This window comes from Clostridioides sp. ZZV15-6598 (assembly GCF_020657705.1).
Lineage (GTDB): Bacteria > Bacillota > Clostridia > Peptostreptococcales > Peptostreptococcaceae > Clostridioides > Clostridioides difficile_F.
In genome coordinates this window covers 21481-39981 of sequence record NZ_JAGWCS010000006.1, presented here as the reverse complement: position 1 = coordinate 39981, position 18501 = coordinate 21481, and the positions used below count along the sequence as shown (strand labels likewise).

20 protein-coding genes are annotated in these 18501 nt (G+C 28.5%); 14 read left to right on the top strand and 6 right to left on the bottom strand.

Features of this window, described 5'->3' with window-relative positions; all coding sequences use genetic code 11:
* Positions 1-362: 362 nt before the first annotated feature.
* The 5 genes from KGF50_RS02085 (at position 363) to KGF50_RS02065 (ending at position 4792) form a co-directional block, all read left to right on the top strand.
* Entirely contained in the window at positions 363-1760 is a 1398-nt protein-coding gene (locus KGF50_RS02085) for a conserved phage C-terminal domain-containing protein (protein WP_227846591.1), read from the top strand.
* 333 nt (positions 1761-2093) lie between these two features.
* Positions 2094-3395: a DnaB-like helicase C-terminal domain-containing protein gene (locus tag KGF50_RS02080; protein WP_227846590.1), complete on the top strand. Its 1302-nt coding sequence runs from the start codon at positions 2094-2096 to the stop codon at positions 3393-3395.
* Positions 3396-3461: 66 nt separating this feature from the next.
* Positions 3462-3737, top strand: a complete 276-nt coding sequence (locus tag KGF50_RS02075) for a Mor transcription activator family protein (RefSeq protein ID WP_227846589.1) — start codon at positions 3462-3464, stop codon at positions 3735-3737.
* Between the two features lie 250 nt (positions 3738-3987).
* Positions 3988-4218, top strand: coding sequence for a 4Fe-4S dicluster-binding protein (locus KGF50_RS02070; RefSeq protein ID WP_227846588.1), 231 nt, complete (start codon positions 3988-3990; stop codon positions 4216-4218).
* Positions 4211-4792 (top strand): 4Fe-4S binding protein, encoded by a 582-nt coding sequence (locus tag KGF50_RS02065; protein ID WP_227846587.1) that lies wholly within the window; start codon positions 4211-4213, stop codon positions 4790-4792. Before KGF50_RS02070 ends, KGF50_RS02065 begins: the two co-directional genes overlap by 8 nt.
* A 446-nt stretch (positions 4793-5238) precedes the next feature.
* On the opposite strand, the gene KGF50_RS02060 is transcribed toward KGF50_RS02065, so the two are convergent.
* The 4 genes from KGF50_RS02060 to KGF50_RS02045 are packed head-to-tail and all read right to left on the bottom strand — an operon-like array spanning position 5239 to position 8286.
* Complete coding sequence (locus KGF50_RS02060) at positions 5239-5835, bottom strand: ATP-binding cassette domain-containing protein (protein ID WP_227846586.1); 597 nt, start codon at positions 5833-5835, stop codon at positions 5239-5241.
* The gene (locus tag KGF50_RS02055) at positions 5836-6603 is read right to left on the bottom strand and encodes an ABC transporter permease subunit (RefSeq protein WP_227846585.1); all 768 of its coding nucleotides are present in this window, start codon (positions 6601-6603) and stop codon (positions 5836-5838) included.
* On the bottom strand, positions 6572-7579 hold the full coding sequence (locus KGF50_RS02050; RefSeq protein ID WP_227846584.1) for an ABC transporter substrate-binding protein: 1008 nt from the start codon (positions 7577-7579) through the stop codon (positions 6572-6574). The genes KGF50_RS02055 and KGF50_RS02050 overlap by 32 nt, the downstream gene beginning before the upstream one ends.
* Before the next feature lie 56 nt (positions 7580-7635).
* Positions 7636-8286 carry a Crp/Fnr family transcriptional regulator gene (locus KGF50_RS02045; RefSeq protein ID WP_227846583.1) on the bottom strand — a complete coding sequence of 217 codons (651 nt, stop codon included), beginning with the start codon at positions 8284-8286 and terminating at the stop codon, positions 7636-7638.
* A gap of 190 nt (positions 8287-8476) precedes the next feature.
* On the opposite strand from KGF50_RS02045, the gene KGF50_RS02040 reads away from it, so the two are divergent.
* Genes KGF50_RS02040 through KGF50_RS02030 form a run of 3 tightly spaced genes read left to right on the top strand, consistent with a single transcriptional unit; the run spans position 8477 to position 10825 of the window.
* Positions 8477-9169, top strand: a complete 693-nt coding sequence (locus tag KGF50_RS02040; RefSeq protein ID WP_227846582.1) for a GTP-binding protein — start codon at positions 8477-8479, stop codon at positions 9167-9169.
* Positions 9169-9924 (top strand): ATP-binding cassette domain-containing protein, encoded by a 756-nt coding sequence (locus tag KGF50_RS02035; protein WP_227846581.1) that lies wholly within the window; start codon positions 9169-9171, stop codon positions 9922-9924. Before KGF50_RS02040 ends, KGF50_RS02035 begins: the two co-directional genes overlap by 1 nt.
* On the top strand, positions 9911-10825 hold the full coding sequence (locus KGF50_RS02030) for a hypothetical protein (RefSeq protein WP_227846580.1): 915 nt from the start codon (positions 9911-9913) through the stop codon (positions 10823-10825). Before KGF50_RS02035 ends, KGF50_RS02030 begins: the two co-directional genes overlap by 14 nt.
* Positions 10826-11001: 176 nt before the next feature.
* Here KGF50_RS02030 and KGF50_RS02025 read toward each other — a convergent pair whose 3' ends face one another.
* Positions 11002-11679: a Crp/Fnr family transcriptional regulator gene (locus tag KGF50_RS02025; protein WP_227846579.1), complete on the bottom strand. Its 678-nt coding sequence runs from the start codon at positions 11677-11679 to the stop codon at positions 11002-11004.
* A gap of 458 nt (positions 11680-12137) precedes the next feature.
* Between KGF50_RS02025 and KGF50_RS02020 the strand changes: the two genes are divergently transcribed.
* On the top strand, positions 12138-12839 hold the full coding sequence (locus KGF50_RS02020) for a hypothetical protein (RefSeq protein WP_227846578.1): 702 nt from the start codon (positions 12138-12140) through the stop codon (positions 12837-12839).
* A gap of 370 nt (positions 12840-13209) precedes the next feature.
* Here KGF50_RS02020 and KGF50_RS02015 read toward each other — a convergent pair whose 3' ends face one another.
* Positions 13210-14580 carry an MATE family efflux transporter gene (locus tag KGF50_RS02015; RefSeq protein WP_227846577.1) on the bottom strand — a complete coding sequence of 457 codons (1371 nt, stop codon included), beginning with the start codon at positions 14578-14580 and terminating at the stop codon, positions 13210-13212.
* A 124-nt stretch (positions 14581-14704) separates the two neighbouring features.
* On the opposite strand from KGF50_RS02015, the gene KGF50_RS02010 reads away from it, so the two are divergent.
* The 5 genes from KGF50_RS02010 to KGF50_RS01990 all read left to right on the top strand — a co-directional run bounded on the left by KGF50_RS02010 (position 14705) and on the right by KGF50_RS01990 (position 18359).
* On the top strand, positions 14705-15241 hold the full coding sequence (locus KGF50_RS02010) for a PadR family transcriptional regulator (protein ID WP_227846576.1): 537 nt from the start codon (positions 14705-14707) through the stop codon (positions 15239-15241).
* Positions 15242-15308: 67 nt separating this feature from the next.
* The gene (locus KGF50_RS02005; protein WP_227846575.1) at positions 15309-15482 is read left to right on the top strand and encodes a hypothetical protein; all 174 of its coding nucleotides are present in this window, start codon (positions 15309-15311) and stop codon (positions 15480-15482) included.
* Positions 15479-16363: a radical SAM protein gene (locus KGF50_RS02000; protein ID WP_227846574.1), complete on the top strand. Its 885-nt coding sequence runs from the start codon at positions 15479-15481 to the stop codon at positions 16361-16363. Before KGF50_RS02005 ends, KGF50_RS02000 begins: the two co-directional genes overlap by 4 nt.
* Positions 16364-16653: 290 nt before the next feature.
* On the top strand, positions 16654-17097 hold the full coding sequence (locus KGF50_RS01995; protein ID WP_227846573.1) for a GNAT family N-acetyltransferase: 444 nt from the start codon (positions 16654-16656) through the stop codon (positions 17095-17097).
* A 479-nt stretch (positions 17098-17576) separates the two neighbouring features.
* Positions 17577-18359: a helix-turn-helix domain-containing protein gene (locus KGF50_RS01990; protein WP_227846572.1), complete on the top strand. Its 783-nt coding sequence runs from the start codon at positions 17577-17579 to the stop codon at positions 18357-18359.
* Positions 18360-18501: the final 142 nt, after the last annotated feature.

The window sequence follows — 18501 nt, the reverse complement described above, 5'->3', positions numbered from 1 at the left end:
TTGCCTATTAATTTAAATAGATTGTATATTCTATAAAATATTTTGTTAAATAATGGAGATATATTGAGAATCCAAAAAAAATAGTCGAAAATATTTGTTGGATAAAAAATAAACAAAATGGTACAATTGCTTGTATAAAGGGGAAAAAACAATAAATAAGCTATATAAATAAAAAAATATAAATAAATATGACATAATATATTTGCATATTTAAGAATATAAATAGGGATTTTAAGGGATTAATAAGTATATTTAAAATATATTAAAATAAATGTATATTTAAATTTAAACTTTACGTTATTTATATAAAGTAATAATTATTGAGAAGAGAGTACTTATTAGTAGAAAAGGGGTTAGTAGAGATGAATAATGGATTTTATAAATTGAATTCAGTAGTATTAGGCTTTGATATAGCAAGTGATATTAATAAAATAAGATTTAATCATTATATAATGAGAAAAGAAAATATACAGAGATTGCAAGGTACTTTACCAAGAGGTCAATTTTATATGACAGTAAGAAGAACTGCTACAGATTTACAACTTTCTATTTCTACTATAAGTAGGCTTGTAAGAGAGTTTTCAGATTTAGGAGTAATAAGGCTTGTGTCTAAGGGAGCAAAAGGGAAGATGCATTCTATATATAGTTATATTAGTTCAGAAATTAGTGAAGATTTATTTGATAGTACTAGTGAGAATTTATTTGATGGTGATGAAACTATAGATTTTAACTATGATAGTGTAGAGAATTATGAGTTCAATAATTTAGAGTATGCTTATGGAAACATAGAAAATAAGGGTTGTATTGATAAAGATTGTATTTATGGTGGTGGAATGTCAAAATACGATAGTAGTATTGATGAAAATACAGAATGTAGTAGTTGTGATAACTGTGGTATATTAAGTGGTAAGAATAATTCTGCTAATAAAAAAAGTAATGACTTAGTTTCTAGTGGAATAAAAAATTATGGTAAAAATACTATTTCTAATAATGAAAATATCAACAATGAAAATATCAACTCTGAAAAATCTGTTATTAATTTTACTAATGTAACTAATAAAATTAAAGATTACACCAACAAACCATTTATTGGAGAAGAATTTAAAATAGAAAACGCTAATTTAAAATCGAGGTCTTCAAATATTAACTTTAACGAAACATATAATGGCATACATAAAATAACTAAAAATGACATAGAAAATAATCAAAGTAAAAATGCTATAAAATCAAGTGTTAGCAAAGCATCTAGTAGTATGAGTAGATATAGTAAAAAGAGTTATTTTAGTAATACTCATGATGCACAAAAAGAAGATAAGCTTGTAACAAATAAAAAAGAATCCTTAAATAAATTTAATAAAAAAAATATACAGCAAAGCATTATAAATATGCTAAATAAAAAAACAGGAAAAAATTTTAAAATCAATTCTCCAACGAGCATAAAACTTATCAACGAAAGACTAAAGGAAGGTTATGTCTTAGAAGATTTCTACAAAGTTATTGAGGTAAAAGTAGCTAAGTGGAAAGATACCATAATGGAAATGTATATAAGACCAGAAACCTTATTTAGTCATAAATTTGAATCCTATGTTAATGAAAACATATCTGTAAAAAATCAAAGTAGTGTTTACCAGTGGAAAAAGAGCGACAATCATAACAATAATAATTATATATATTCTGACTATACAACGTATGATGACAGCAAGCGTGAAAGAAAAAAACATGAAAATGCAAGGTATTGGAATCCAATCTGTGAATTTTAATTAGTCTGATAATACATTTATAATTAACATGAATTTATATATTTTATAGCTGATAATGCGTTTATAACTAACATGAATTTATATATTTTATAGCTGATAATGCGTTTATAACTAACATGAATTTATATATTTTATAGCTGACAATACATTTATAACTAACATATATTTATACCTTTTTATAGATGATAATGCATTTCTAACTGGCAATATATTTATATCTTTTACAATTAAAAGTATGTTTCTAACTGACAATATCGTTGCAATTTAATATAAAAATAAAAGACTTAATAATATTACAATATAAAACTTAAGAGGAAAGTGAGATTAATTTATATGGTTAAATCAAAAGCTGTTGAAATAGAGCAGGCTATTTTAGGCACAATTATTTTAGACAATAAATTAAACTACAAACTGGATGAATTAAATGAAAATATGTTTATGAATTCTACATGCATTGAAATATTTAAAATCATGAAAGAACTTAGAAAAGAAAATATAATAATCGATGTAGCAACTGTAAAATCAAAGATAGATGAGAAGTCTTTAGCAATTAAAATGAGCAGTTTAACTAGTGTAATCACTTGGGGTCGAACTTTTGGCATTGATGGTTATATAAAAATTTTAAAAGAAAATTTAGCAAGAAGAAGCATAAATCAAAATTGTCAAAGACTCTTGGAAGGTATAAACTTTGGAGAAAATATCGATACTTGTATCTATAAATTTGAAAATAACATAAGAAAAATCTTGGACAAAGATACTTATGAAAATGATGATGTACATAGCATAGCAGAAAAAGTCCTTGATTTTTTAGAAAGTAAAAAGGATGTTGGATTTAAGTTTGGGATAAGTTTACTTGATTCGACTATAGGCGGTCTTTTTAAAGGAGAGCTAACGACAATAGCAGCTAAATCAGGGGTTGGAAAGACTGCTTTAGCTCTTCAAATAATGTTAAATTCGGCCAAACAAGGGAAAAAGACTCTATTTATAAGTAGAGAAATGACAAGTGAGCAAGTATTTATGAGAAATATATGCAAGATAACAGGGGTAAGTACAAGAAATATGAAATCTAAAGAGATAAATGAAAGTGATTGGAAACTAATTGTAAATGCAATAGGAGATTTACGCGAAAATAACTTAATTTATATAAATGACAAGATAGACACAATCAGTGCAATTAGAAAGAGGATAAGGCAAATAAAGCCCGACTTATTAATTGTGGATTATGTGCAACTTCTTACATCTCAAAAAAGTATGGAAAAAAGAGAAAGAGAAGTAGCCACATTTTCTAGAGAATTAAAAAGTATGACTCTAGATTTTGATATACCAATAATTCAGTTAAGCCAATTAAATGATGAAATGAAAGATTTTAGACCTTATGGAGATAGACCTATGAGGGATAGTAAAGCCATCTACCACGATAGCAACAATGTGGTTTATATACATCAATTAAAAGGGAGTGATTATGAAGAAGCAGTAAAAGATATAGGAGAAAGTGAGGAATTAGTTAGGGAATCAGAGTACAGGGGAATTAAGATTGTTGATTTAATAGTTGCGAAGTGTAGGGATGGACAGACTAGGCATAAGCATTTTTGTTACTATGGGGATAGGTTGCATTTTCAAGAACTAAATTATTAGAGTAATGAGATAGCTATAACAAGCTTATTGAAAGTCGAAAAATAATATAAAATATGAGGTGAAAAGATGTTAGAATTAGAAGAGATTATAGAATTACTTGAAGAACACAATATAGAAGTTAGTATTCCAAAGGAGTTACATAAGTATAATTTATTGGAGTATCTTAAATTGTGTAAACAAAGTGGGGGTACATATTTTTATATTAAGACAGTGGAAGGTGCTTTAAAAGAGGCTAGAAATGAGCTTATGATTAAATTGTTTAATGGAAAAAATTATATGGAATTAGCGAGAATGTTTGACATGAGTGTCATTAATGTCAGGTACATTGTTAGAAAAAAATAGATATATTGTGGATAAGGTAAGTGTGATGTGTATAAAGTTACGACTATAAATAAGTTTAAACTGTGAATAATAGAGTAAGACTGTGTATAAAGTTAGGATTATTTTAACAACTCAATGTCGCTTATTTACTTAAAATCCTTCTACAATTAGAGTATAATTTCTAATCTAGATATCTTATGTGATTAAGTCACAGATAAAAAGCAAATATATTGATATAATTCTTATAGATTAATAATACAGGGAGGTTATTATGTCTATCAAAAAAAAGAAGTATGCAAATATTTTAGAAAATGAGTGTGTAGCTTGTGGTAGCTGTATAAAAGTCTGTCCAAGGGGTGCTATCTCAGTGCCACATGGTATTAGCGCAAAAATTGATAGAGACTTATGTGTTGGATGTGGTATTTGTGAAAAAATATGTCCAGCATCTGTGATTGAGATTATAACAATATTAAAAGAGGAAGAAGGTAAGTGTTATGAATAATAAAAAACATTGGTATGACTATTTATGGATTTTTTCTTCTATATATTTGATATTGGGATTTGTAAATATTATTTTCGCTTGGCTTGGGTTAATTTGTTTCTTTGTGCCATTATTTATTTCTATTATTAAAGGAAATAAAGCGTACTGCAATAAGTATTGTGGAAGAGGACAGCTGTTTAATTTGCTTGGAAATAAATTAAATCTGTCAAGAAATAAAGATATTCCTAAATTTATTAGAAGTAAATGGTTTAGATATGGGTTTTTGACATTTTTTATGGTGATGTTTGCTAATATGCTTTTTTCAACTTATTTAGTGTTTGAGGGTAGTAGAAATTTTAAAGAGATAGTGACTTTGCTTTGGACTATAAAAATGCCTTGGCAATGGGCATATCATGGGACTTTAGTTTCACCTTGGGTGGTACAGTTTGCGTTTGGTTTTTATAGTGTTATGCTTACGTCGACTGTTCTTGGATTGATTACGATGATACTATTTAAGCCTCGTTCATGGTGTGTTTATTGTCCTATGGGGACTATGACTCAGATGATATGTAAGGCGAAGAGCAAGTCTGTATAGAGAGAATTTATGTGAATTTGTGAGGAGTATAGATAGAGTTTGTATAAAATAAACTTGTTTATGCTTCTTTTTTATGTGTAGGAGTTTTAATTAAGTAGAAAAATTAAAAAGCCACTCTGGCAGGAGTGACTTTAGTTTTGAACTAAAGATTAAGTTCAAAAAGAAACACTAATTTACGAACTCCACTCTACTGCAAATAGATTGTAGTTCTTCTTGCTTTTATTATATCAAAAATTAGAAAAAACATGTAAAGTACTTGTTTTAATCGCAGGTACTTTTTTGTGTAAAAATAAATTTACCTACAGCCTTTTTGGTATATAGAATTAGTAAGTTTTAAAATAATATCTATATAAAAACTTTAGGTCATTTTAAAATCAATCTATTGAGGACATTCTAAATTCAATATGAAATCAATATATCAAAGGTATTTTGAAATCAATATGAAATCAATCTATCGAAGGCATTTTAAACTCAATTATTAACTTCTCATGATTTTTAAAGTATTTTATATCATCCATATCATGAGTAATTATTATAGCACTCTTGTTTTCCATCCTTCTTATTACAAAATCCATAACCTTATATTTAGTTTCAGTATCCAGACCCTTAAATGGCTCATCCATTATAAGCAAGTCAAAATCATACAATAAGGCTCTTAATATCGCAACCCTTCTTTTCATACCACCACTTAATTCCCTTACTCTTTTATTCATACAACCTTTTAAGTCCAACACTTCCAAAGCATCTTCAATTTCTGAATTACCCAGACTTTCACAGACCAGCTTTATATTCAATAACACACTTAAATTCTCACACAAACTATCATCTTGGAATACTGCACTAATCTTTTTATTACTAAGACCTACAATTTTCCCACTATCTGCTTTCTCCAATCCCATTAATATTCTTATCAATGTTGTCTTACCAATGCCAGATGTTCCTGTTATAAATGAGATAGCATTATCTTTAAATACATTATTAAAATTATCCAAAACAACCTTATCATTATATTTTTTACTTAGATTCTCAATTACTATATCCATTTAGTTTATCTCCAATCTTTTTAATAAATAGTCTATCAATGATAAAAAGCCCTTTTGAAAGCAAATACTTATTATAATGATAACTATAGTCCATGCAAATAAATCTGGTGTATTTAAGTATACCTTAGCTTTGTATAAGTTTTCACCTATAGAATTAGCAGGCATTCCTATTATTTCTGCTGCTATTCCAGATTTCCAACATAGACCTAAAGAAACACTACATGCTGCTCTTAGATATGGTGCTACCTCAGACAAATATATGTACCTTATTTTTTTTATCCTACTGACTTTAAATACTTTTGCCATATCATTTAACTCTCTAGATATACTATTTATTCCATCTAAAATATTTCTATATACTACTGGCAATACCATCAAGAAGGATATAAAAATAGACAGGTTCTTTGAAGATATCCATATTAGAGACAATATGATGAAAGAAGCTACTGGTATAGATTGTATTGTAAGTATTAAGGGTTCAATAAGTATCCTAAAATTTTTTTTATTAGATGCTATTATGGCAGATATTATTCCAATGATAAAAGCTAATATAAACCCTGTTGTTATTTTTATAAAAGAAAAGAGTATAGATTGCCAAAACTCAAACTTCATAGATAATTCGAACAATCTTTTTAAAGATGAAAAAGGAGATACTAAAAGTATCTCCTGACCAATTATCATACTACTTATTTGCCAAACTATAAGCCAAAAGATTATTGCTAGTATATGAGCTTTACTAATTTTCTTGAGTGTAGTAGAAATCTTCACCTGGCATCTTTCCTCCTATTGACTTTGGATTAGCATCATAAAGTACTTGCAAGTATCCACTTAATTTATCTTTCATTGTATTACCTTCTATAAATGTTATATTACATTTTGGTATTGCTTGTTTTGCTATTTGTGCTGGAACTATTTCATTTTCCTCAATAAGTTTTGAAGCTTCTTCTATATTATTGTTTGTAAAATCAACTGATTTCTTATATTCCTCTAAGAAACTTTTAACCTTTTCAGGGTACTTATCAATAAACTCTTTTCGTGCAACAACAACTCCTGTCACTAAAGCACTTTCATTATTTTTATCTTTATTCAAAGTATCCCATTCTTTTGTCAAATCCAAAGCTACTCTTAAGTTATCACTCTTAGTCAATGCTGTTGTTACAAAAGGTTGGGGAAGTAGTGCTATTCCTTCTTTATCGTTTAATAATGCCGCCAAACATTCTGTATGTTCTGATTTGTACTCTATGTTGACGTCTTTATTCGGGTCAATTCCATTTTCTTTCAATATGTAATTCAAAGCATATTCAGGAGTAGAGCCTTTGCCACTAGAATAAATCGTTTTTCCTTTTAAATCATTTACACTGTTTATAGAATTTCCATTCTCAATTATGTATAAAACTCCTAAAGTATTAATAGCTAGTGTTTCTATTTCACCATTGCTATTATTATATAAAACAGATGACAGATTTGCTGAGATAGCAGCAATGTCTAGCTCTTTGTTAACAAGTTTAGGTGTAATTTCGTCAACAGAATTTGCTATTGAAAATTCATAATCTTTTTCTTTTTTATCATTTTCATCACCAATCATCTTAACCATTCCCATTCCTGTAGGCCCCTTTAGTGCTGTCACCTTTGCAACTACTTTAGCTTCTTCTTTTGTTTGTTTTTCTGGTGGGTTTGATGCACATCCTACCAATGAAATTATTATTAATGATGCCAGTAATAATATTGATAATTTCTTTTTCATAAAATTTTCCTCCTATTATTTAATTTTATATTTTATATAGAATCTGTTATTTAAGCTTATATTTCATATAGAATTTGTGTTAACTTTTCTTTATTCAATATTTTTATACACTTTTTACCAAGTTCTAAACAATTTTCATTTTGTAATGATTGTAATTCCCTATATAAAGATGCTCGACTTACACTAATCCTTTTGCTTAATTCATCTTTAGAACACTCTAATAATATAGTATCATTTTTACTAGCTTTTTCTAGTAAGTATTCAATAACTTTCTTTTTACTAGATTGTATATTTAAAAACTCTACCTTTCTCAGTAAAAATTGTATTTTTCTATTACAATATCTTGAATACTCCAAAGCAACAGCAATATCCAACTTCATCATATCTATAAAGCATTTTTTTGGATAAAAAACTACGTAAACATCACTTTTGCATTTTAGTACAGTATCTAAGGATTCTTCATCAAATATATTAGAAACTCCAAAAACATCTCCTTCCTTTAGAATAGACATGTTAACTTCAGTTCCATCACTTGATATACAATAGATGGATACTTTCCCTGTTTTAACTACACCTACATAATATTCTTTATCAAAAAAATCGCTTATAAATTGACCCTTTTTATAACTCTTTGCTTTTATCTTATCTTCTACAATGTATCTTTCAGAAAATAATTTACTATTTATTAGTACTTCCTTCTCATTCAAAGTCATCACCTTTTCTGATAAATATTCACTTTGATTGCAATAATATCATAGTATTTACCAAAATTCAATAATATTGATAATTATTTTCAATCAAGTTTATTTATTAATTGTCTCATTTGATACAGTTTTTAGTAGTTTTTAATGCTATCATATCTCTTAACAAAATACGAAAGGAGATTTTACATAAGCCATGAAAACTATATTAATTTCTGGTTCATCTTCTGTAGGGAAGACTGCTTTAATAAAACATTTAATTCCTTACTTGAAATCTAATGGGCTTAACCCTTCAATATGTAAGATAGATTGTCTAGCTACTGATGATGATTTGATATATAAAAAATTGAATATACCTTATATTGTTGGGCTTAGTAAAGATATATGTCCAGACCATTTTCTTATCTCAAACATAAACGAACTTATACTTTGGGCTAAAAATAAAAGTAGTGATATTTTGCTAATAGAAACTGCTGGGCTTTGCAATAGATGTTCACCTGCAACAAATAAAACACTACACATATGTGTATGTGATTGTACATCTAGCTTTAAGACTCCTCAAAAACTAGGTCCTATGTTAAGTGAAAGTGATGCTATAGTTCTAAGTAAAATAGACATGGTATCACAAGCAGAAAGAGAGATAATATCATTTAATATAAAAAAAATAAATCCTAATTCTAATATATTTTTTATAGATGGATTAGTTGGTTTTGGTGTAGAGCTAATTTCAAACTATATAAACAGTGCTAATATTTCAAATAACGATGAACATTTATTAAGACATACAATGCCAAGTGGAGTATGTTCTTATTGTATTGGGGAATGTAGAATTGGTGATGAATTCCAACAAGGCATAGTTTCTAAAATGAATTTTAGAGGTGAATTTTAATGAAAAGTATAACCATATATTCTGGAAAAAATAAATTTGGTGTTACAGAGGACTTTGAATCTCTAACTTTTTATAGAGGTCATATTTATTCTATTGTAGGCAATACTGGTTCTGGTAAAAGCAGGCTAATCAAAGATATAGAGCAGTTTGTCAATAAAGATTCTTTGACGAATAGAAAAGTAGTCATTGATAATATGGAAGTTGCTATTGAGGAAAGAAATAAATTTTCTACAAATCTCATTTCTCATCTTAGCCAAAACATGAGGTTTGTTCTTGATTCTACAGTTGAAGAATTTTTAGTTATACATAAAGAATGTAAAAACAATACTTCTGTCTCAATAAAAGAAGTATTAGATGTAGCAAATTCCATAACAGCAGAACCTATTTCCCTATCTCAAGACCTTACATCATTGAGTGGAGGACAGACACGTGCCTTGATGATTGCAGATGTTGCTCTCATCTCAAATAATCCTATTGTTTTGATAGATGAAATAGAGAATGCTGGAATAAATAAAAATGTTGCTTTAGACATCTTATTGAAAAGTGATAAGCTGATTTTTATAGTTACTCATGACCCTCATACAGCACTTATAGCAGAGAAGCGTATAATAATGAAAAATGGTTCAATCTTCAAAGTAATCAACAAGACTAAAGAAGAAAAAGAAATCTTAGGGAAACTTAAGGATATATATGAATTTCAACTAGAATGTCAATATAAATTAAGAAAAGGAGAGACTCTTTATGAGAAATGTTAGGCTGTATTGGAGCAATATTTGTATACTTCATAAGTATGAGAAGAACTATTTAGATAATTTAATTATGTCTTTGAAAGAGAAGGAGATTAATTTAGAGGTAACTTATTTTGGTATAGGTTATCCTTACAAACTCAATGAGTATCTAAAAAAAACAGATGCTTTAATTCCTGATATTATAGTTTCTACAGATTTAGAAGTATATGAAGACAAGAATATCTATTCAAAGTTTTCAAGTAACTTGTACCCATTATCAAAGTACTTCAATATTAAAAGTGAGATTAAATCATCATCTATATATTTTGATGAAAGATTACTTCCATTTTTGGTTATACCATTAGTATTTTCTTATAACCAGAATTACAAGGGTTTGACAGATTCTATAAAAAACATAATTGACACTGATACAAAAACTGTCATTGGTGGTATAAATAACTCTGGTGCGAAATCTGTTGTTAAAGCCATATGGAGTAGGTATGGAAAAGAGTATGTGGAGAGATTTTTATCTAATTCAACTATACTAGATATGCCAATACAATCATTTAATGATGTAAAAAATGGTTCGGATAGATTAGCTATAACTCCTAGTATATATGCAAAGCGTGCTAATAATAAAGATTTATTTATGTCATATCCTGATGATGGGGCTATAGCATTGCCATCTTATATTACTGCAAGTAAATCATTAGACGAAAAAACTATGTTAGAGATATTGGAATCTCTTGTATCTAGGGAGTTTTGCAATTCTTTTGTGAAGTCTGCATCATTGCTATCTTGTATTTATGAGACTATGGATGATAGTCTTATTAAAAACAATCAGTATAAGTTTTTATATCCTTCTAAAGAATGGTTAGATGCAGTTACAACTGAAGAATTCTTTGAGGTTTATAATATGTATATATAATTACATAAACCTAAGTATATTCTCAACATTACTGGAATGAGTGACTTATATCAGTATCGTTGACTTAAATTTATATTTGTGAAGACTCAAAAGACTACAAATATAAAACTCTATCAATATAAAGTTAGATACAAACATAAAATAAGCACAAGGTATTCAAATAGAACCTCTTGTGCTTATAATGTTAAAGAACGAAGTCTATCTTTATCCAACACTTTTATACCACCACGAGACAGAGACACAAGACCTTCTCTAGCAAAATATTTCAACATTCTAGACACAACTTCTCTGGCACTTCCCATATACTTAGCAATTTGCTCATGAGTCATATTTACAGTAGTATTACTTTGCTTAGTTATTTCATCAACTAAAAAAGATGCCAAACGCTTATCAAAACTCATAAAAAGAATTTGTTGCATTGCCCACATAACATCAGAAAAACGTTCAGTAGCTAGTTTATACGAGAATAATTCTGCGTGAATATTTTCTGTAGATAATTTTGAGAAAACAGGAGAACTAATTTGTATAATATCACAATCTGTCTCAGCATCCACATATACATCAAAAGTTATCGTGTTTAGAATGCATGATGCCGATAAGATACATACATCACCATTATCAAGACGGAAAAGTGTCACTTCACGACCCTCATCTGAAAGTATGTATGTACGTATTGTTCCAGACTTTATAATCAAAACGCCAATGCAATCACTATCACCACAATGAATTGAGTTTCCTTTTTTAAAGTGAGATATATTAGCTGAAGAGATTAATAAGCTTTTTTGTGAGTCAGTTAGTTTATCCCAAAAAGATAAACTTTGTGTAAGTATATCAATATCGTTTTGTGAAAGCATATAATGGCTCCTTTCCTAAAATAATTATAATCCCATGATACAAGTGAATAGATAAAATAACAAGTAGTTTGTAAAAAAGGATTATTTAATTGTATATTAATAGTATGATTTGTGCAGAAAATATATGTTAATATATATTATTGCCTGTTAGCAAGTAGATTAAGCAATATAAATAGGTAAGTTAATCACCTTCAGCAAGAGGGGATTGATTTTCTATTCTTTTAAAAGACCATTGTTTTATCACTTAACTCTAGAGTTAGCATAGCATCACTTTCTTTGCTTTTTCCTATATTATATTTTCTTAAATTATACTAGAGTGCTCTACGATGTTTACAAACAAGCATTTTATTTCTGTTTGCGAATGTGATAAAATGAATAGCATAAATATTATTTTGATAATCTTAAAGTAAAAAAAATAGTAAAATACCAAGAATTTTATATACTGGGAGGTTGAAATTATGGAACGCCTTATAACCGAATGTTATGATTTTATAAAGGATTGTAATTTGACTTATGCTTTTTGTGGTGGTTATGCACTCGAATTATTTACAAATATAAAGAAACGCATTCACTCAGATGTTGATATAACTCTATTTAATGAAGATAGAAAAGCCATAATTGACTATATTTTAAGCAAAGGTTGGGATGTCTATGAGCATCTGCATTCAGAAAATTCTTTAAGGAAAATTACTGATTCAAGTGATAAAAACGCACTAAATTGTTTATATATATGGGCGATAAAACCCAAATGTTCATTTTTCAAAATTGAGCCAAAACCTTGTGAAGAGAATATCTTTAATTTTGAAATCCTAGATAAAGAACAAAAAAACTTTGATTTTATTGATATTATCTTTAATACACAAAAAGACGAAAAATTTATTTGTAATAGTGAAAAAAACATACTTAGAGAGCTTGATAAAGCAATACTATATCGTAATAATATACCATTCTTAGCACCAGAAGTGATACTATTTATTATTGCTAATCCGGCATATCTTGAATCTGATTATCATAGAGAAAAAAACAACATTGATTTTGACACTACTGCACATTTATTATCAAAAGAAAGCATGGATTGGCTTATAAATTCGATTGAAAAAACATATCCTGAAGGCAATAAACGCCTTGAGGAATTAAAGACTTTACAACAAAGATTATGATTATACCCTTATAACGAACTTAAACAGCACAACTGAGTAAATTCTGGATAGCTTATACAAGAGCACCTGTTGACTATAAAAGTTGATAGGTGCTCTACTGAGTGACAACCTACAATTAAATATGCCATTTCCAATATAAAATCTGATGTTTTGGACTAAATCCGAAATAGTGGATTTTTTTTGTTTTACCAAATAAAGATACCTATTATGGATGTAAATGGAATATTTATTATGGTAGCAGGTTCATATAATCCATGTATAATAGTATGTGTTCAACAATAACATGTCTTTAATAATAATAGGTTTGTGTAACTAGAACATATCTTTAATAATAATAGATTCATATAACTAGACATATCTTAAATTATATTTATTTAGAAGAAATGGAATTTATTTTTAAAATATGAAGCTCTTTATGTAGTTTTATAGCCATAAAGCCTGCGATTATGGCAGCTATAAAATCAGCTATTGGTTGTGCATACAAAATACCATTTAATCCACAAAACATAGGAATAATTAAAATTATAGGAATAAAACATATCCCTTGTCTACACATACCAAGTAATCCACCTTCCTTTGCTTTTCCTAGTGCAAGGAATAATGTAGAATACACTGTATAAAAACCAAATAACATAAATGAAAAACCATTTGCCCTAAGAGCCTTACTACCATTTTCAATCAATAACACATCACCACTTGTAAATTGTGAAATTATAGCTGTCGGAAAAAACACCATTATAAGACCAAGTACTACACAAAATATAGTAGTCCATTCTATAGATGTTTTTATTGCTTGATGTAATCTATCATAGTTCTTTGAACCAAAATTATAGCCAGCAATTGGTTGGAATCCTTTTATAAACCCAAATACGATAAGACTACCCAAAGACATTATTCGTGTTACTGCACCCATTCCAGCTATCACAGAATCACCATATTTTGTAGCTTCCATATTAGTTAATGTGATAGCAAGACTAGTCAATAACTGAAATATTAAAGTGGGTACACCAATTTTTAATATTTCTGATATGATTTCACTTGAAAAGCAACATTCTTTAATTCTAAAACTAAACATACTTTTCTTGCTAAAAATGTATCCTATATAAACAAGTGTTGAAACCATCTGAGAAAGAGCAGTTGCAAGAGCGGCACCCTTTACACCCATTCCCAAAGTATAAATGAATATTGGGTCTAAAACTATATTAAGTAATGCACCTAATAACATGGCACACATAGTTGTTTTAGCAGCTCCTTCACTTGTGACAATATTAGTCATAGTGACATTAAATACATTAAAAACAGATGACACGACATAGATACTAGCATAAGACATTGCATAAGGCATGATACTTTTTGTAGCTCCTAATAATTTTAAAACGGGATTGAGAAGAATCATAATGACAATAATAAATAATATACCGACTATTATACTACTGTAAATGGCTGTACTAGCTACTTTACCTGCTTTTTCCTTATCATTATGACCTAAAAGTCTGGCAATATAGGAAGCAGCTCCATTTCCAAACAATAATCCTAATCCCACAATAATCTGACCTAGTGGAAATGCAACGGATATAGCACCCATTTGACTTGTTCCAAGTCCGCCTACAAAGTATGCATCTACTAAATTGTACAATGCAGTTATCATCATACCTATCATAGTGGGTAATCCCATAGATAACAATGCTTTTGGTATTGGGGCAGACCCTAATAATTCAATTTTTTTGTTGCTTTCTTTCATGCTAAACACTCCCTTTCTATTGACATTAGCTCTAAAATATAATACTATAAATTATAGTAATAAAGAAAATGCTACTATAAATTATAGTATTTGTCAATAGAAAGAAAACGAGAGGAGAATTTTTATGGCAACAATAGATTTAATTGTACTAGGTATAGTAAAACAACAGCCTCAGAGTGCTTATGATATTCAGAAAGTAGTGGAATATAGAAATATATCACGTTGGGTTAAAATCAGTACACCATCAATTTACAAAAAGGTAATTCAGTTAGAAGAAAAAGGTTATATTCAAAGTACAGTTGTAAGAGAGGGGAGAATGCCAGAAAAGGCAATTTACTCTTTAACAGAATTAGGTGAAAAGCATTTTTTAGACTTAATGTTTGATACAGCTTCAAAGCCAGTAAATATTTTTCTGGACTTCAATGCTGTAATAGTAAATTTATATAGCCTTACACCAGAAAAGCAAAAGTTGTGCTTGAGTAGTATTGAAGAAAACATACAAGTATTAAAGTCGTATATTGAGGAAAATATAAATACAAAATCGAATGTACCAGAAACAGGGAAGGCTATTCTAGACCAGCAATTAGTGTTAACTCAAACGTTAGAAACGTGGGTAAATTCTCTAAAAGATATTATAGATGATGACAGTAAAAGAGGTTAACAATTAAAAATGAAAGAAATTAACTTAATCATTAATCAATTATCTATAATGGGGAGTAGTGATACACTTGATAATTGGAAAACGAAATGATATTTTAAATATAGAAACAAATTTGATAGCTGAACATATTTTACAGAAAAAAGATAAAGCATCCCAATGGATAGCAAAAAATTATATGATGGAATTAGGGATAAAGAGAATGATTAAAAGTATACCAGTAAAACAAAGGATAAGAGAATGATTAAAAGCATACCAGCAAAACAAATTTTACAGAAAGTTAAATTTGACAACTCAAGATGGTTTGGGATTGATTATAATATGAATCTCTATCGTGGTTGTCCTCATGGTTGTATTTATTGTGACAGTCGTAGCACAGTATACAACATAGAAAATTTTGACCAAGTGAGATATAAGGAAAATGTGATAGAAACTCTAAAAAAGGAGTTACGTTCAAAGCGAAAAAAAGGGGTTGTCGGTATTGGAGCTATGTCTGACACATACAATCCTTTTGAAAAAGACCTTTGCATTACTCAGCGAGCATTGAATTTAATTTCAGAAAATCATTTTGGAGTATCTATTGATACAAAAAGCAGTTTGGTAGTTAGAGATATACCAATTTTGAAAGAAATAACAAGAAATAATTCTGCCATTGTCAAAGTAACTATAACCACTGCAAATGATGAATTAGCAAAGAAAATAGAACCTAATGTGAGTCTAAGTTCTGAACGATTTGAAGCGGTAAAACAACTCAATGATGCTGGAATATTTTGTGGGATATTATTGACACCTTTGATACCATTTTTGACTGACAATGAGAATGAGATAAGAGCAATTGTTGAAAAGGCACATAAGGCTAATGCGAAGTTTATCTATTGTATGTATGGAATGACAATGCGTAATGGCCAGAGAGAATTTTTTTATAAGCATTTAAAGAATATATCGCCAAAACTAGTATTTCAGTATCAAAAAACGTATGGTTTAAATTATGTATGTCCTAGCTTGAATGGAAAGAGATGTGAACAAGTGCTAAAAAAAGAATGTGCTCGTTATGGTATTTTGACAGAGATGAAAGATATTATAGAAGCGTATAAAAAATCAGATACACAACTAAAGTTTTTTTAACGTATAAGTTGTAATTACTCTTCATCACAGTAGGAGATAGAGGCGGATTTAAGCTGAATCAATAGATTATTTTTTTCTTGATTCTTCTAAAAATGTATTCTATTATAAGTTAAATAGCAAAAACTAAAAAGTAAAAACTAAAAAACAATAAATACAATGAAATTAGATAGTAATAATTATTCAATATTCTAATTGTATTATCATTTAGTGAAGTGCATCAAATATGTAAAGGGTAGTGAAGTGTATTAAATACGTAAAGGAAATATATGTTAAAAGGAAGGGGGATATATATGATAGAAATAAAAACTATAAATGAAAATAAAAAAGGTCATATTGACCTTTTGTCGTTGGCTGACCCATATGAGGTAATGATTGATAAGTATCTTGATAAAGGCATTATGTACGCTTTATACGATAATGATGAACTTACTTGTATAGCAGTTGTAAATGAAATTTCTAAAGAAACATGTGAATTAAAAAATATTGCTACATATGAGCATTTTCAAAATAGGGGCTATGCAGCAAAGATGATAAATCATATTTTAGATGTTTATAGTAAAAAGTATTCATCAATGATTGTGGGTACAGCTGAAAGTGGAATCCCGTTTTATGAGAAATTTGGATTTGTTTATTCGCATAAGATTAAAAACTTTTTTGTAGATAATTATCCAGAGCCAATTTTTGAAGGGGAATCTCAATGTGTTGACATGTTGTATTTAGAACATAAATTCTAGATGCTAACGAGAAGATAAAAAGTTACAGATGAAATAAAGAATTACAATAAGTAAGATAAAGTGTTATAGATAAAATAAAGAATCGTGATAAGTAAGATAAAATGTTATAGATAAAATAAAGAATCGTGATAAAGTAGATAAAGTTTTGCAGAAAGCACATCTGAAAAGGTGTGCTTTTCTATTACTATAAAACAGTATATCAGAGAATAGTTTGTCAAAAACCTATTCTTAATCAAATGTTTGTACACTTAATAAAATCATATTTTGATAAATATTACTTCCAGAATATAAAGGAAAGAATTTAGATTTCCATTGATGCTATAATACAAAAAGAGAAGCAAAAATTATTATAAAATCATTTTTTAGCAACAAATTACATTGATGCAACTTAAAGTTGACAATGTGCATTTCTTAAAATATAGAATTTAACAATATAGTTTGATAATATTTGGATATCAAATCATAGGAGGTAATAATATATGAACTTTGGTGAAAAATTATTTAAGTTAAGAAAAGAAAAAGGACTATCACAGGAAGCACTTGCAGAGCAAGTTGGAACAACAAGACAGGCGGTTAGTAAGTGGGAAAACAATCAGGGATTTCCAGAAACAGAAAAACTTTTACTACTATCTAATATTTTTGAAGTATCAACTGATTTTTTATTAAAAGATGAGAAGTCAATAAAAGGAGCAAATGAAAAGGGATATTATGTAAGCAAGGAAGTGGCAAGGGGTTATCTTATCAATGAGAAAAGAGAATGCAAATATTTGGGGTTAGGTTTTTTGTTTTGGGCATTAGCAGGTATTCCTTATGTAATGTTTCCAACTCATACAAGTTGGCGTATTTTAGGAATTGCAGTGTGTGTTGCTTTAGGTATTGGTGCTGTTATAATTGGAATGTTTACAGAACAAGAAGATTATAAAATCTTGAGAAAAGAGCCACTGTTATTTGATTATGAATTTTTGAAAGAATTATCAAAGGAATATATTTTAATCAAGAAAAAATATAAGTTAGTTGCTATCTCAAGTACATTTTTGTTTGTGGTTGGGATTCTTACTATCGCGGTAACAGTTAGAGGGTACATTGAATGGACTGAATATCATTCACTTGTATTTTTGGGATTGGCAGTTGGTATTTTTGGTTTCGTACAATCCATTGGGATTATGGATGCATATGAGTTGTTGGTAAAAAACGAACAGTATTGTGACCGATTTATCTTTAAAGTAAAGAGAAAATTAAAGAATAAAATTGATAGGTTCTAAAAGTAACTTTTTAAAGGTAGGAGCTAGTTAGAGCAAGATATTAATTATGAAATTTACAGAGACAGGATAAAAGGTCTCGATAAAATAGCAAAATGTATGATAAGTATGAGTAATTATTATGATACTTTATTTTAGGATTATT